The 14,765-nt window shown below is 68.4% G+C and carries 14 protein-coding genes; 8 read left to right on the forward strand and 6 right to left on the reverse strand.

Translation table 11 applies throughout. The annotated features are described in order from the left end of the window. Positions 1–66: 66 nt before the first annotated feature. The gene (locus LOZ83_RS30340) at positions 67–726 is read right to left on the reverse strand and encodes a hypothetical protein (protein WP_236795158.1); all 660 of its coding nucleotides are present in this window, start codon (positions 724–726) and stop codon (positions 67–69) included. 154 nt (positions 727–880) lie between these two features. On the opposite strand from LOZ83_RS30340, the gene LOZ83_RS30345 reads away from it, so the two are divergent. From LOZ83_RS30345 to LOZ83_RS30355, 3 genes are all read left to right on the forward strand, one after another. Continuing rightward, positions 881–2,077 (forward strand): HupE/UreJ family protein, encoded by a 1,197-nt coding sequence (locus LOZ83_RS30345; RefSeq protein WP_236795159.1) that lies wholly within the window; start codon positions 881–883, stop codon positions 2,075–2,077. 160 nt (positions 2,078–2,237) lie between these two features. Then, entirely contained in the window at positions 2,238–3,752 is a 1,515-nt protein-coding gene (locus LOZ83_RS30350) for a metallophosphoesterase family protein (protein ID WP_236795160.1), read from the forward strand. A gap of 79 nt (positions 3,753–3,831) precedes the next feature. Then, positions 3,832–4,800, forward strand: coding sequence for a WxL protein peptidoglycan domain-containing protein (locus LOZ83_RS30355; RefSeq protein WP_236795161.1), 969 nt, complete (start codon positions 3,832–3,834; stop codon positions 4,798–4,800). Between the two features lie 12 nt (positions 4,801–4,812). Here the strand turns inward: LOZ83_RS30355 and LOZ83_RS30360 are convergent, their stop codons facing one another. Further along, positions 4,813–5,709, reverse strand: coding sequence for an alpha/beta hydrolase (locus LOZ83_RS30360; protein WP_236795162.1), 897 nt, complete (start codon positions 5,707–5,709; stop codon positions 4,813–4,815). A gap of 45 nt (positions 5,710–5,754) precedes the next feature. Between LOZ83_RS30360 and LOZ83_RS30365 the strand changes: the two genes are divergently transcribed. Together LOZ83_RS30365 and LOZ83_RS30370 are read left to right on the forward strand one after the other, a co-directional pair. Then, complete coding sequence (locus LOZ83_RS30365) at positions 5,755–6,231, forward strand: MarR family winged helix-turn-helix transcriptional regulator (protein ID WP_236795163.1); 477 nt, start codon at positions 5,755–5,757, stop codon at positions 6,229–6,231. A gap of 41 nt (positions 6,232–6,272) precedes the next feature. Then, entirely contained in the window at positions 6,273–7,217 is a 945-nt protein-coding gene (locus LOZ83_RS30370; RefSeq protein WP_236795164.1) for a cyclopropane-fatty-acyl-phospholipid synthase family protein, read from the forward strand. An 18-nt stretch (positions 7,218–7,235) separates the two neighbouring features. Here the strand turns inward: LOZ83_RS30370 and LOZ83_RS30375 are convergent, their stop codons facing one another. From LOZ83_RS30375 to LOZ83_RS30390, 4 genes are all read right to left on the reverse strand, one after another. Beyond that, positions 7,236–8,384, reverse strand: coding sequence for a methyltransferase domain-containing protein (locus LOZ83_RS30375; protein ID WP_236795165.1), 1,149 nt, complete (start codon positions 8,382–8,384; stop codon positions 7,236–7,238). Beyond that, positions 8,381–9,334, reverse strand: coding sequence for an ATP-grasp ribosomal peptide maturase (gene tgmB, locus LOZ83_RS30380; protein WP_236795166.1), 954 nt, complete (start codon positions 9,332–9,334; stop codon positions 8,381–8,383). The genes LOZ83_RS30375 and tgmB overlap by 4 nt, the downstream gene beginning before the upstream one ends. A gap of 5 nt (positions 9,335–9,339) precedes the next feature. Continuing rightward, positions 9,340–9,663, reverse strand: coding sequence for a putative ATP-grasp-modified RiPP (gene tgmA / locus LOZ83_RS30385; RefSeq protein ID WP_236795167.1), 324 nt, complete (start codon positions 9,661–9,663; stop codon positions 9,340–9,342). Positions 9,664–9,783: 120 nt separating this feature from the next. Beyond that, on the reverse strand, positions 9,784–11,031 hold the full coding sequence (locus LOZ83_RS30390; RefSeq protein WP_236795168.1) for a helix-turn-helix transcriptional regulator: 1,248 nt from the start codon (positions 11,029–11,031) through the stop codon (positions 9,784–9,786). Positions 11,032–11,237: 206 nt separating this feature from the next. Between LOZ83_RS30390 and LOZ83_RS30395 the strand changes: the two genes are divergently transcribed. From LOZ83_RS30395 to LOZ83_RS30405, 3 genes are all read left to right on the forward strand, one after another. Continuing rightward, entirely contained in the window at positions 11,238–12,659 is a 1,422-nt protein-coding gene (locus tag LOZ83_RS30395; protein WP_236795170.1) for a serine/threonine-protein kinase, read from the forward strand. Positions 12,660–12,913: 254 nt separating this feature from the next. Further along, positions 12,914–13,735 (forward strand): hypothetical protein, encoded by an 822-nt coding sequence (locus LOZ83_RS30400; protein WP_236795171.1) that lies wholly within the window; start codon positions 12,914–12,916, stop codon positions 13,733–13,735. A gap of 74 nt (positions 13,736–13,809) precedes the next feature. Then, positions 13,810–14,658 carry an SAM-dependent methyltransferase gene (locus LOZ83_RS30405; protein ID WP_236795173.1) on the forward strand — a complete coding sequence of 283 codons (849 nt, stop codon included), beginning with the start codon at positions 13,810–13,812 and terminating at the stop codon, positions 14,656–14,658. Positions 14,659–14,765: the final 107 nt, after the last annotated feature.

The following is a 14,765-nucleotide window of genomic DNA, read 5'->3' on the forward strand; positions in this document are numbered from 1 at the left end:
CCAGTTCTTGTGACAAGAACCAGAGCATATGTAACAAGCCGCCGCCACGCTCCCCAAACGGTCGATCTAGGGCAGCCAGACCACGATCCCGGTGTGCCCGGTCAGCACGCTGGCGACCCCGGCGCGGACCGCGGCCGCCGACCGCTCGGGGGTGAACGAGGCCGGATCGTAGGCCGAGGACATGCCCAATCCCTCGCCGCGGAAGGCCGCACCGGTCCAGTCCGCGGCCGTCACGTTCACCGTCGGCTCGGCCAGTTCGGCGCCGATCACGAGGAACTGCCGGTCCAGATGGTTGGCCGTGACCAGCGCCAGCGCGTCGACGAGGTCGTTACCGGCACTGATGATCAGGTCGGGTCGCAGGTCGATGGCCTGGGTGATACTCGGGATGATCTGGTCGTGCCCGGTGGCCGTGACCGTCTTGAGGCTGACCTGCTCCTGCCCCGCCCAGTCCGTCACCGCGTTCACCAGCGTCCTGGTCTGGGCGTCGTCACCCTTGGTCAGCAGCACCACGCGGTAACCCGGTGACGGGCGGACGCCGTCCCACGAACCGGGACTCGGCGTGATCGTCGCCTCCGGAGTGGGCGCGGCGGTGACGAACCCGGGGGCGAGCGTGCCGATCACACGGGGCTCGCCGCGCGGGGCGGACCAGTCGTCGGCGCCGCCACATCCGCCTGCCAGCAGGGCGATCGCGGCCAGCGCGGCGGCGGCTCGAAGTCGCGAGCGCAAGCGGATCATCCTCCAGGGGTGACGGGCGGGTCGCCTCCTTCCTACCCGATCGTCGGCGGTTTCCGATGCGCGGCTTATCTCCGTCGGAGTCCGGTTGCCCACCGTTCGCCTGTGATCTTCCCTTCGTTCGCCTGACCCCAGCAGTCTGCGGTGCATGTCGTCCGTCTCCCGCGCGCTCGTGGTCCTCACCGGCGCCGCACTGGCCGTCCTGCTGGGCGCCGCACCCGCCCTGGCGCACGGCTTCTCGTCCACCGTCTACGCGAACGTCACCGCCCCCGAGACCGGACACGTGCGCACCGAACTGGGCCTCGAATACGACCTGCTGGTCGTCTCGGCCGCGGACTACGAGAAGGACGATCCGCTGTTCCGGCAAGGCACCGCGGCATTCTCGGACCAGGATCCGGCGAAGCAGGCGGCCGCGCTCGACGCCCACGCCGCGTCGGTCATGAAGTACGTGAGCGAGCGCTTCCGCGTCACCACACCGGATGCCGCCTGCACGCCGACGCAGGACGGCGGCTTCGGGATCGAACAGCGCGAGGGCGTGCCGTACGCCCGGCTGGTGCTGGATTACCAGTGCCCGGCCGCGGAATCGCACGAGGTGCACAGCGCGCTGTTCCCGGACACCGAGAGCTACGTCCGCGACACCAAGACGATCGTCACCTACGACCTGGACCTGACCTCCGGCAGCGCCGCGCTCGACGCGTCGAAACCGTCGTTCTCCACACAGCAGCCCTGGACGGAACGGTTCTGGGAGTTCTTCCGGCTCGGCGCGGAACACCTGCTCACCGGGCTCGACCACATCCTGTTCCTGCTCGCGCTCATCGCGGGTTCCCGGCGGCTGCGCGAGATCGTGCTCGCGGCGACGACGTTCACGCTCGCGCACTCGGTGACGTTCATCCTCGCCGCGCTCGGCCTCGTGCACGTGCCCGCGTCGATCGTCGAGCCGCTGATCGCGCTGTCGATCGCGATCGTCGCGGCCTGGCCGCTCTGGCAACTGTGGCGGGGCAAGGGCCACGGCATGGAGCTCGAGACGGAAGGGCATTTCAGCCTGGACCGCGCGGGCTGGATCCGGCTCGGCGTCGTGTTCTGCTTCGGCCTCGCACACGGACTCGGCTTCGCGTCGGCCCTGGGCATCGACACAGCGTGGTCGTGGACGCTCCTGTGGTCGCTGCTCGTGTTCAACGTGGGCATCGAGGTCGTGCAGCTGGCGATCATCGCGGTCGTGTTCCCGCTGCTCATGCTGGTGCGGCGCAGTTCCCCGGCCGCGCCGCGCTGGTCCAGCGGAGCGATCGCGGCCGGTGTCTCGGTGATGGGCCTGACGTGGTTCGTGGAGCGGGTTTTCGCGCTGTGACTCCGCGAGTTCTTAGTACCTCCGAAACCAGACAGCCCGTCCGTGTTCACCTGATCCACACGAAAAGACGAAACGCTCTCATTCGGTCTTCCCACCCTTCTGACCTGAAACGGACATGAATCCGATGAAGTACTCCAGATCCATCGCTCGCGGTGCCACCGTGGCGGTTCTGGGCCTCGCGGTGGCGTTCGGCAGCGGCCCGCTGGCCGCCGCGGGCGCCGACGAATCCGCGACGCTGTCCGGGATCGTCCTCGGTGTCGGTGCGAAGGAGTCCCAGCGTGTGGTGAGCTGGTACACCTCGACCGACGCGGCCCAGGTCGTGCAGCTGGCGCCGACCTCCAAGGTCGACCACGGCAAGTTCCCGCGCAACGCGCAGACGTTCCCGGCGACAGTTGCCGCGAACACCGTCAACGGCGGCTACAACGGCCACACCACGCTCGACGGCCTCCGCCAGAACACCAGCTACTCCTACCGCGTCGGCTCCGGCGGCAGCTGGTCCCCGACGTACACCTTCAAGACGCAGGACTTCAAGGGCGACTTCGATTTCCTGTTCTTCGGCGACCCGCAGATCGGCTCGTCCGGCAACGTGGCGAAGGACGGCGCGGGCTGGCTGGACACGCTGAACGTCAGCCTGGCCGCGAACCCGGACGCGGAACTGCTGGTCTCCGGTGGCGACCAGGTCGAGACCGCGAACACCGAGACGCAGTGGGACGCGTTCCTGGCTCCCGACAAGCTGCGCCAGTACCCGTGGGCCGCCACCATCGGCAACCACGACGTCGGTGGCAAGGCCTACGAGCAGCACCTGTGGACCCCGAACACCGACCGGTCCGCGCCGTTCTACAACGGCGACCCGGCCACCCGGTCCGGCGGTGACTACTGGTTCACCTACAAGGATGTGCTGTTCATCGACCTGAACAGCAACGCCTACGCCAGCGGCGCGGACGAGGCGCACATCGACTACGTGAGCGACGTCGTCAAGAAGCACGGCGACAAGGCCAAGTACACGGTCCTCGTGTACCACCACTCGATCTACTCGCCGGCCGACCACGCGAACGACGGCGACAACCAGCTGCGCCGTCAGGACTTCCCGACCGCGTTCTCGAACCTCGGGGTGGACCTGGTCCTGCAGGGCCACGACCACAGCTATTCCCGCAGCTACGAGATCAAGAACGGGCAGAAGGCGAACCCGGACGAGCAGCCCGGTGCCACCCAGGTGGCGCAGGGTCCGGGCGGGGTCATCTACGTGACGGCGAACTCCGCGTCGGGGTCGAAGTACTACGACCTGACGGACCCGGACGTCACGCAGGACCCGAACTACGGGCCGGACCCGCTCAACCCGGACAACCACTGGGCCAACTCGGTGGAGAACCAGGAGCATGTCCGCACCTACGTGAAGGTCCAGGTGCACGACGACAAGCTGGTCGTGCAGAACCTCCGCAGCGGCACCTGCGCCGCGCCGAACGCCGCGGTGGAGCTGGGCAAGGTTTCGTGGTGTGGCCCGGACAGCGGCGCCTCCCCGGCGCAACCGGTCGGGTCCACTGTGGACAAGGTGGTCATCTACCCGTACCGCGACCACGGTCACGGGCACGGTCACGGGCCCTTCCCGGGTGAGCCCTGCTGGGTGCTGCAGCCGGGCAAGGGTGGCGGGCACGCCACCGCCACCGCGCTGAGCTGAGCGCGTTTTCCCGACCGGGGTGGGCGTCCTTCGGGGCGCCCACCCCACCGTCCATTCCAGACTTTCCGAGGATCTGCCGATGCGCGCCGTTCTGCTCGTCCTGTTCGCCATTGCCGGTTTCGCCAGCACGGGAGCCGTTGCCGGCGCCCAGGACAACGTGCCGTGGACGGTGAGCACGGCCGCCAACGACTTCGGCTCCGATCGCGACAACTACACCTATACGGTGGATCCCGGCGATCACCTCGACGACGGCCTGGTGGTCACGAACAACGGCACGACACCGCTCGACCTGGCCGTGTACAGCGCGGACGCGTTCACCACCGGCCAGGGCCAGCTCGACCTCGTCGCCAGGGACGCGAAGCCGACCGGGGTGGGTGTCTGGGTGCGCCCCGGCCAGGACCGCGTGACCGTCCAACCCGGACAGTCCGCGACCGTGCCGTTCACTGTCGCCGTGCCCGGCGATGCCGCGCCCGGTGACCATCTGGGCGGCATCGTCACTTCCGTGCTGCAGGGCGATGTGGAGCGGCGGGTCGGCATCCGGATCCAGTTGCGCGTCGGCGGTGAGCTGGCGCCGCGCCTGTCGGTCGAGGGCATGGACGTGGCCTATTCGGGCTCGCCGTTCGGCTCGGGCGACGCCACTCTCACTTACACGATCCGCAATTCCGGCAACGCCTTGGTCGCCGCCCGTCAGTCGGCGACGGTGTCCGGCGCGTTCGGCAGCTGGCGCGTCGCCACCGACCCGATCGCCGACTCGCCCCAGCTCCTGCCGGGCGAGACGTGGCGGGTCTCGGTGCCCGCGCACGGCGTGGTGCCCGCGATGGAACTGGCCGGGACCGTGACCCTCACACCGCTGCTCACCGACGCGTCGGGCTCGATCGCACCGCTGCCCGCCGTCGCAGACACGACGCATTCCTGGGTCGTGTCATGGGTTTTGGCGCTGCTGCTCCTCGTGATACTCGCGATCGTCGTGGTTCTCGTCCTCCGCCGCAGGCGAGCGAAGCGGACCGGAGAGGCAGCTGCGCGAGATGCCGTGAGTGTTCCCTCCTGAGCACCCTCCCGGTCAGGGGCGGACGCGCTGGCGCAGGAAGAGCGCGGCCCGGTCGAGCGCCTCGCCGGCCTCGTCGAGTACGCCGACGAAGGACTGGAACACGTGCGGCACCTTCGCGGTGATGTCGAGGACGACGTCGACCTCCGCGTCCGACGCGCGCACAGCGAGCCGGCGGGCGTCGTCCAGGAGCATCTCGTTCGTACCTACCTGCACCAGCATGGGCGGCAGGCCGGTGAGGTCTGCGGTCACCGCCGGGCTGAGCAGTGGGTCCCGGCGGTCTTGATCGACGATGTAGAAGCCGCTCATGCGGTCGAGGGACGCGCGGTCGAGCAAGGGATCGGCGTCCGCCTTGGTCGTCATGCTCTCGCCGGTTCGCGTCGCGTCCACGCCCGGCGAGAACGCGACGATCGCCGCCGGCATCGGGAGCCCCGCGTCGCGCGCCGCGAGCGCGCCCGCGATCGTCAGCCCGCCGCCGGCGGAGTCCCCGGCAAAGGCGATGGACTCGGGTGGGTGCCCCTGATCGAGGAGCTCCCGGTAGGCCGCGACCACATCCTCGACGTCGGCCGGGAACGGGTGTTCCGGCGCCAGCCGGTAGTCCAGGGAGATGCCGGGAATCCCGGCTCTGACCACCAGGCCCGCGGTGACGCCGAGCGCCGTGCGGGGTGAGCCGACCACATGCGACCCGCCGTGAAGGTAGAGCAGGGTTCCAGAACCGGCCGCGGCGGCGGGGTCGATCCGCAGTGCGGGGCGTCCGCCCAGCGACGTCTCCCGCACGCGGATGCCGTCGGGTACGGGCAGCGCGGTCATCATCTTCGCGAAGTTGTCCCGTAGCTCGCCGACGGACTGTTCCGACTCCGCACCGGTGCCGCGCAGCTGCGCGTCAAGGCGTTCACGCTGGACGGTCGACATCATCTTTCCTTCCGTTCCCGGGTTGCTGCGATTACAGTATATGCCGTGGCAGATACTTCGATGGAAGGTCCTGTTGCCTTCGACACGGTCTTCACCGACCTCGTCCGCGTGGAGACGCGGCTCTACAACGCGGTCGCCGAGCGCGTGAAGGCGGAGGCCGGCGTCGGAGCCGGGCACTTCGAACTGCTGCGCTACGTTCGCGACCACCCGGACACCCGCGTCGCGGACCTCGCCTCCGCCTTCGCGATCGGCGTCGGAACAACCAGTAAGATCGTTGACCGCCTGGAGAAGCAGGGCTGGATGCGGCGCCACCCGAATCCGGCGAACCGGCGCTCGTCCCTGCTCGCGCTGACCCGCACGGGCCAGTCGGTCCTGTCCCGGGCAGAACCCGCCTGGCAGGCAGCGATCCAGGAAATTCTCGGCGGCGCCGTCACCACTGATGAGCTGGCGGCCCTCGCCCAGACCCTCGACACCCTGCGCTCAGACCTCGAAGGACGCCGCCTGGGGCTCCCGGCCGGATAAGCTGCGTACATTGGGCGCTACACCAACGATTTGGGGGCCCGATGGCACAGCAGCAGCCCGCCGCACTGGATCCGGCGACCGCATTGGAACAGACGGCGTGGGCACTGGCCGCGCTGATCGCCACCCAGACCGAAGCGGCCAGGACACCCCTGTCCGATGTGCTCAATTCCGCGCCCGAACGGACCGCCGTGCTGGAAGCCGCGGGACTGCTCCAGCGTGACGGCGACGACCTCGTGCCCCATCCGGCACTCGTCGCGTTTTCGGGGCCACAAGCCGAAAACTCCGCCGCGGCGAAGCTCAGTTCACTGCGGCAGGCCGTCGCGGCCGCGGCCGGGGAGGCCGGTGTGGCGGACGGGTGGTCCGGTCACAGCGACGAGGTCGTGCTGAACCAGGGCCGCGCGTCGGCGGGCACCGGCGCCGCGCTGGCCACCCGGATCGTGCCCGAGCTGGCCGGATTGACCGACCGCCTGGCCGTTCCCGGCAGCCGGATCCTCGACGTCGGCACCGGCGTCGGCGCGCTCGCCGTGGCACTCGCCCGGAACCTGCCGCAGGTCGAAGTGACCGGAATCGACGTCCTCGAGCACGTGCTCGACCTCGCTCGCCGGGAGATCGCCGCCGCTTCCGACGTGGCGTCCCGGGTGTCCGTGCGGCTGCAGGATGTCGCGGACCTGGACGAGCGCGGCACGTACGAACTGGTCTGGCTGCCCGCGCCGTTCCTGTCCGAGACGAGCCTGACCAAGGCCCTGCCCCGTGTGGTGGACGCCCTCGTGCCCGGCGGTTGGCTGGTCATCGGCACCAACGCCACATCGGCCGACCCGCTGCAGATCGCCGTCAGCCGGTGGACGGCCCTGCGCAACGGCGGCAACACCTTCGACACCGACCGGATGGCGGCCACACTCACCTCCGCCGGCCTGTCCGACGTCCAGCGTTTCCCCACCGTCCCCGGCGGACCGATCCTGGTCGCGGCGCGGCATCAAGGCAGCTGAAGCACTCTCGACGCGCTGTCAGCCCCTACCGGTCGGGAGCTTCCATCGATACTGGCCGCCGGGCTCGTCAATCCAAACCCACTGGTCCCCATCGGGCCCGACGGTAAGGCCCAGTCGGTCCCAGGCGGGTCGGCCAGCCTCGACCCAGCGCGCATGGGCACGTTCGACCGGTTCCCACAGTGCCACCTCGCCCCTCTCAGCCACCCTGCGGTCGGTGAAACTGGCTCGGGCCCACGAACCGTCAGGAGCAGTCAGCGTGGCGGTGGTGGGTTGGCGAGTCTCCGGGTCGAGCAATGTGCCGAACACGATGCCACGGGGAAGGCCCGAGAGTTGGGCGAGGAACCAGACGACGGGCTGACTCCACGGCGGGACTGGTGCCTCGGTGGAACGGAACCGTTCAGGCTCGACGTCGCTACCGGTGAGGGGTATCGGGTCGTCGCGGTGATGCCGCATAGCCATGAACGACGCCTGCCGAGCCACGAATCGGCCCTCCAACCCGCCGCCGCTGGCGGTGTGGAGGTGGACGAGGTTCCCAGCGCTGATGGCCAGCTTGAGATCGGCGAGAAGACCGCCACCACGGGTGAGTTGTTTCACCCAGGCGTCCGGGATGACGGGAACCGAGCAGGTCGCGATGATCCGATCGTAGGGCGCGTGTTCAGGCAGCCCCTGCTCCCCGTCAACGGCGGCAAGCGCCGGCCGGTAACCCACTCTGGCCAGGCGCTCCCGGGCGAGTTCGACGAGTCCGGCATCAACATCGACGGAGAACACCCGGCCGTCGCCGAGCCGGTGCGACAGCAAGCCAGCGTTGTATCCGGTGCCCGTGCCGATCTCCAGGACACGGTGACCGTCGCGAATGTCGAGGGTTTCCAGCATCCGCACCATGAGCTCTGGATTCGTACTCGACGACACTGGTTCCCGATAGCCGCCACGGTCTTCCAAGACAGTGACCAGAGTTTGCGGCGCGTAGACGCGGTCCAATTTCCCGCTGGTCTCCCACCCGACCCACGCCCCAGTGCCGTCCTGCTCATAGACGCAGGGCACGAACACGTGCCGCGGAACCTCGGCAACCGCCGCATGCCATCGGGGTGAGCGGATGTCGCCGTGGTCTCGCAGCAGATCGGCAAGACCACGGGCACGGCTGGTCCAGTCCAGATCGGTGGCAGTCACTGAATGCCTTTCATCAGGAGGTCGGCCAGCTGATCGGTGAGCGGGGCACCGGTCGCGTCCTCGATCCAGCCGTACTGCCCGCCAGCGTTGACCTCCAAGAACGTCCAGGAGTCATCGGGGCCGATGACGAAATCGAGTGCGCCATAGACCAGGCTCATCTCTGCCATCAGCCGGCGCACACCTTCGAGTACCTCGGCCGGTGGTTCTACCAGTTCATACGTGAGCCGGTCGTAGTCGGTGCGCCAGTCGATGTAGGCGGCTGAGCTACCCGCGTGGATGGCCGCAGTCGTGACATCGCCACCGATGACAATCATGCGTGCCTCGTGTTTCTTGGGGGCCCACCGCTGAAACTGGTGCGCCGTGTGCTCGATACCGCGCAGGTCGGCGAGATCGGCGTCGTCCAGGAGATGCGTGTACGCGAACTTCCGCACACCTCCCTCCACGATCGAGACTGCGCCCAACATCTTCGTCACCGACCTGCCCTCGGACGCGAAGTCACGCATCGCCCAGGGATCATTCGTGATCAGAGTGGCTGGCACGTTCAGGCCACAACGCGCGGCCGCAACAAGCTGCGCCGGCTTGTAGGCGGAGTCAGCCAGCCTGGCCGGATGGTTGACCCACAGCACGGGAAGAGACATCAACACCCCACCCAGCCCGTACTTGGCCTCAACCTTCGCGTGCTCACGCTCGACCGTGTTCAGGCCGTCAGGGAAGCGGTATGCCTTCGGCGAGCGATACCAGACCGACTGGATCTCCTCAAGATCGAATGTCCGATGTTCGGTACGCAAGTGACCGGTCCAGCGGCCCCCACACAGCCGAGCGGACAGGCTCAGCTCCGTGGGAAACCACTCGGTACTCAGCCGGTGCACGTCGACTCCGCGGCTTTCGAGTGCCGGCACCATCGCGTCAGCGCTCGAGTCCCGTTCTTCAGCCAAGATGAGTACCGACATATCGATCAGTCGTTGACGTAGTCCTCGGACGGATCCCCGTCGGAACCGTCCGTGCTGCCCGTGGTCGGCGCGGTCGGCGGCCCCATCTCGATCAGCGGACGGCCCTCCTCGTCGACCTGCACCTGCCGGCCATGGTCGTAGGTGCCGGCCTGCTGGGGCTTGCCGTGGAAAGTGACCGGGGCCATCCTGCGCAGGCCCCATGGACGAATCCCCGTCCTTGAGGGCCGCTCCTCCGCCACAGTGGGAAGGGAGCCGCGCGACAGCGGGAACTGCGCACTGTCCGAAACCAGCGGATCGCCGGCGAACCGGTCGGATTCGACGGTCGTCATCAGACGATTTCCTTTCTCGCGGATTCAAGGTCAACGTGCTGCAGGGAAGCGGCCGCCTGGTTGGCTCCTCAACGACGTCACCTCTCGCTTTGCAGTGGTGACGCTACGTGTGGCCCGTGGCTAGTCGTTCACAATCTGTGAACCCACGGCGAGCCGACGTTTCAGGCTGTCGAGTTCCCACGCGCGACGCTTGACACGCGTATCAAGTTCGGCGACAAGCTCACGGGCAACCGGGTCGTGGCGGATGCGTTGAGGCGCGATCCGATCGGCAACGTCGAGGTGACGCACCGCGTCCCCATCACGTGTGCCGTCCGCCTGCGCATAAGCGCGAGCAAGGTCAAAATGCAACGCGGCCCGCCGATCGGCTGTGGTCAAGGCCGCGTCGAAGCCGGAGATGGCAGTGATCTGCTCGGCACGGACAGGACCCTCGCCAAGCTCCACCGCGATCGACAGTGACCAGGCGCGAACGTTCGCCGGTCCGAAGGTGAACTGCAGCGCGTTTCGTTCCCCCGTGTGCTCGGCGATCTCCGCAGCCATCGCCAGATGATCGGCTGCCAAGTCGGCGTTGTGATCCTTCGCGGCCATCTGCGCCGAGGACAGGTGCAGCATGCCCGCAGCTTCAGCGGGTGCCGTGTCGTCCGCGTTCGGGTCAGCATGCTCAACGGTGGCGAGTGCCTCGGCAGCTACCCGTTGGGCGCGGTGACGGGCACCCATCCGGCTGAGGGCTGTTGTCACAGTCATCGCGGCGAAAGCAGGCAGTGCCAGGCCGTCAAGGCGCTGTGCGGCTTCCTGCCCACGCTTCGCGGCGAGGACGGCGAGGTCGTAGTTGCCCAAGGTGCGGGCATTACCGGCAGCGACAAAGCACGCCTCGACGAGCGCGATGAGGGCCGATCGGCGGGTGTCGCCATCGCCGGCCACGGCATGAATATGCAGTTCGGTGAGCAGTGCCCCGAGGTCGCGTCCGGCGAGCGAATAGCGAGAGTTCGCCGAGTACTCGTTCGCCTTGCGTGCCAGGTTCGCCAGGTCATCGACCGATCGGGCGGGCTGGTCGGGAACGTCATCCAAGGTGGCGTCGAACAGGGCAACCGAGATCGGTGGCAGCGTGGACAGGGCTTCAGCACTGACCTGGTCGCCGGGTAGATAGGGCTGGCCGGTGAGATCGACGATGGAGCAGCCGAGCGCGTTGGCAAGGTCTTCGAGTAGTCCGCGGCGTTCGAATCGGCGTTCGCCGTTCTCCAGCATTGACAGGTATGACTTCGAAATGCCGGCCAGTCCTGCCGCGGTGTCGAGGCTCATGCCGCGTCGACGGCGGATGATGCGGACGCGCTGCCCGATTTCGGCAGGCTCCAGCTGAGGCTGGTTGTGCACGGTGCGACCTTCCACTCTCGGCGAAGAGGGATACCGTCAGCGTAGTGCAGTTGACACGGCGACCAGTCGGTCTGGTGATCAAGCTGCGCTGGCTAGCTCGGTGGAATGCGACCCGCACGACAGCCCTCGTGTCAAGACCAGACCCCACCGTTTTCCAGGATCGAGTAGCTAAGCTGGGCCGGTCAGCCTAGCCATCTGGAGGACTGGTGCGGACGTTGCAGGCCGAGGAACCACGGACGGCCGGGGACTACCAGCTGATCGGCCACCTCGGCCGCGGGGCGATGGGCACGGTGTATCTGGGCCGGTCCAGAGGCGGCAGGCTGGTGGCGGTCAAGGTGATTCGCGGCGATCTGGCCGAGGATCCCGGCTTTCGCGAACGGTTCCGCCGCGAGGTGGACCTCGCCCGGCGCGTGGGCGGGTTCTGGACGGCCGCGGTGGTGGACGCCGACGCGGACGCGACGCCGCCCTGGCTGGCCACCGAGTACGTGCCCGGACCGACATTGCGCGAGGCCGTCGTCGCGCACGGGCCGCTGCCCGAACCCGCTGTGTGCCGACTGGCGGCGGGTCTGGCCGAGGCGCTCGCCGCGGTGCGGGCGGCGGGTCTGGTGCACCGGGATCTCAAGCCCGGCAACGTGTTGCTCGCCGCCGACGGGCCGCGGGTGATCGACTTCGGCATCGCGCGGGCCGCCGAGGGCACCGCACTGACCGCCACCGGAATGCTCATGGGAACCCCGGGTTTCCTGTCCCCCGAACAAATCTCCGGGGCGCCCGTCAGCCCGGCCGCGGACGTGTTCGCGCTCGGCGCCGTGCTGACCTACGCCGCCACCGGCCACGGCCCGTTCGGCGAGGGCGACACCGGCGCCCTGCTCTACCGCGCGCTGCACAACGAACCGGACCTGGCCGACCTGCCGGAGAGCCTGCGCGAATTGGTGGCCGCCTGCCTGCGCCGCGACCCGGCGGACCGGCCCACACCCGCTCAACTGCTCGAACGCCTCGGCGGACGGCCATCGGCCAGCGACTGGCTGCCCGAAGCGGTGCGCACACTGGTCGAACAGCGCCAGGCGCCCACCCACCAGTACACCCAGTTGGCCGATCTCTATTCGCCGCCGGTCGAACGGGCGGCGGGCGCCCGCTTCCACACATCCCGGACGGCCGCGCTGGCCTGGGGTGGCGCGTGCCTGCTCGGCGCGGCCGTGGCGGGCCGGATCTCCGACCCGGCGGCCGGAGCGTGGGGACTGATCCGGCTGGCCGCGTTCGTCCTGCTGGTGATGCTCGTGGTGAACGGCGTCCGGCTGCTGATCCGGGCCGGCCGCCAGCAGGTGTCACTGGACATCGGCACGCGCGCGCTGGGCGTACGGCGCGGCGACCGGTTCCACGAACTGCCGTGGTCCGACGTGGCCCGGGTGCGGATCGTGGACGAGCGGACGCGGCCGTGGCTGGTGGTCTGGCTCGCCGACGGACGGCCGGTGCCGGAACCGATGGGCGGCTCGGTGTTCGAGCCCTATCACGGCGGGCTCCGGGTGTATCCGGTCGGGCACGAGCGGCCCCGGCGCCGCCGCACCCGCGAGATACAGGAACTGCACGCGGCACTGGCCTGGTACGCACCGGCCGCACACGACGCCCGCTGACGCGCGGCAGCACCGTCCACAGTGATCAGTTCGACCCCGGCAATACCGTTGTCTCACCGCTAATTCTTCGCGCGGCCGACAGTTGCCGCGTTTTTCCCGCGTATTGGCCGTGCCGGGTTCAGAATGAAATCCACAGTGGACTCGAACCGTCCCGGCGGCCGAAATGAGCCGTAAATAGGGTGCTGCTAGGCACGGTAAGCGGTCGTTTGGCATAATCGCCGGTGACCACGGTGGGCAGAGGAGAGTAACGCACAATGCGAAGCCGGATTCAGAAGATCACCCCGAAAAAGGCGGAAGAGATGCTGTCCGCCAATACCGCCAACCGGCCGTTGTCCAGGCCACTCGTCCGCTCGTTCGCCGAGGCGATGCGCCGCGGCGATTGGCGGGTGACCCACCAGGGCATCGCCTTCGACACCAACGGCGTCCTGGTCGACGGCCAGCACCGGCTCGCGGCCATCGTCGAGGCCGACCAGCCGGTGGAACTGACCGTGTTCACCGAGGTCCCGGCGGACACCTTCGACGTGCTCGACACCGGCCGCAAGCGCAACGCGGCCGACGCGCTGGCCATCGAAGGTGAAACGAACAGCCACATGCTCGCGTCCATGCTGCGCACCGTGTGGCTCTATCAGAACCGCCCCGACGTGAGCTGGTCCGGCAACAACGGGATCGTCACCAACCACCAGATCATCGGTGCCCTCGAAGAGCACCCCACGATCCGTGACTTCGTCAAGATCGGCGAACGCATCGCCACCGAAGCCGCCATGATCAAGTCCGCCGCCGGCGCCGCCAGCTACCTCGTGTGGCACGCGAACCAGAAGGCCAACCTCGACGAGTGGTACGACGGCATCATCGACGGCGCGGGCCTCAAGCGCGCCGACCCGCGCCTGACCTTCCGCAACCACATGTTCCGGCTCGCCCGCAAGCAGGCCGGCCAGGTCCTCAAACGGCGCGACACCCGCGAGCACCTCACCCTCTACTTGAAGGCCTTCAACGCCTGGGCCCAGGGCGAGGAACTCCCCCAGCTCCGGTTCACCGCCCGCGAGCCGTTGCCGCCCGTCACCCGGGTCGACTCCTGACACCCCTCGGTCCTTGATCCACGGCGGGATAGGCTGATGGTGAACACCGTTCGCGATCACCAAGGGGACACGCAGTGTCATATCAGCCGGTTTCACCTGACGAGGTAGCGCGCGCCACCGGCCGGACCGACGTGGACGAAAAGGCCAGCCCAGCGCGGGTTTACGACTATTTCCTCGGCGGTACGAACAACTATGCCGTCGACCGTGTCTGGGCCGAGCGGGCGGAGGGGCGGTACCTGGAGTCCGGTCAGAACATCCGGCACATGTACCGCTCCAACCGTGGCGCGCTGGGGCGGGTCGTCGAATACGCCATTCGCGAGCACGGGATCCGGCAGATCGTCGACATCGGGTCCGGCCTGCCCACGGTCGGCAACGTGCACGAGGTGGCCGACGAGATCGCGCCGGGACAGTGCAGCGTGCTGTACGTCGACAACGAGACCATCGCGCACGCGCATTCCGACATCCTGCTGAGCCGGACCGCCGATCCCGACCGGCATCGCGCGGTCTTCGCCGACCTGCTCGAATTCGACAACCTGTGGGACAAGATCTTCGCGGAGCAGGTCCTGCGTCCCGGCGAGCCGATCCTGTTGCTGGTGATGGCGGTCCTGCATTTCATCGGGGACTCGGCGGGCGCGCACGCCGCGATGGCGTTCTACCGCGACATGCTGCCGCCAGGTTCGCTGCTGGCCATCTCACACGGCACGTTCGACGGGGCGACGCCTGAGTTCCGGGACCTCATCGAGCAGTACGGCCAGACGACCACCAACGCGTTCATGCGCACGCAGGACGAGATCATCACGTTCTTCGGCGACTTCCCGCTCGTGACACCGCTGGATTACACGTCACACTGGCTCAACCCGGACCCGCCGAATGTCGAGCCGTGGCGCACGCATTGCGTGGTCGGGATCGGCCGCAAGCCGTAGTGGTGTCCGGATTGGATGGACCCTTTCGCCCGCACGATCAACGCGGCTCCTGGATTCCGGCCGACCCTATTCCCCCGCAATCCGCCGCTCGCGGAGTGACGGACTCC

The sequence above is a fragment of the Amycolatopsis sp. GM8 genome (genome assembly GCF_021653975.1).
Classification (GTDB): Bacteria; Actinomycetota; Actinomycetes; order Mycobacteriales; family Pseudonocardiaceae; genus Amycolatopsis_E.

What these genes read in the sequence shown, in the direction of transcription:
- LOZ83_RS30345 (WP_236795159.1), top strand. Translation starts at nt 881, where the DNA reads ATGTCGTCCGTCTCCCGCGCGCTCGTGGTCCTCACCGGCGCCGCACTG.
- LOZ83_RS30355 (WP_236795161.1), top strand. Translation starts at nt 3,832, where the DNA reads ATGCGCGCCGTTCTGCTCGTCCTGTTCGCCATTGCCGGTTTCGCCAGC.
- LOZ83_RS30360 (WP_236795162.1), bottom strand. Translation starts at nt 5,709, where the DNA reads ATGTCGACCGTCCAGCGTGAACGCCTTGACGCGCAGCTGCGCGGCACC.
- LOZ83_RS30370 (WP_236795164.1), top strand. Translation starts at nt 6,273, where the DNA reads ATGGCACAGCAGCAGCCCGCCGCACTGGATCCGGCGACCGCATTGGAA.
- tgmB (WP_236795166.1), bottom strand. Translation starts at nt 9,334, where the DNA reads ATGTCGGTACTCATCTTGGCTGAAGAACGGGACTCGAGCGCTGACGCG.
- tgmA (WP_236795167.1), bottom strand. Translation starts at nt 9,663, where the DNA reads ATGACGACCGTCGAATCCGACCGGTTCGCCGGCGATCCGCTGGTTTCG.
- LOZ83_RS30400 (WP_236795171.1), top strand. Translation starts at nt 12,914, where the DNA reads ATGCGAAGCCGGATTCAGAAGATCACCCCGAAAAAGGCGGAAGAGATG.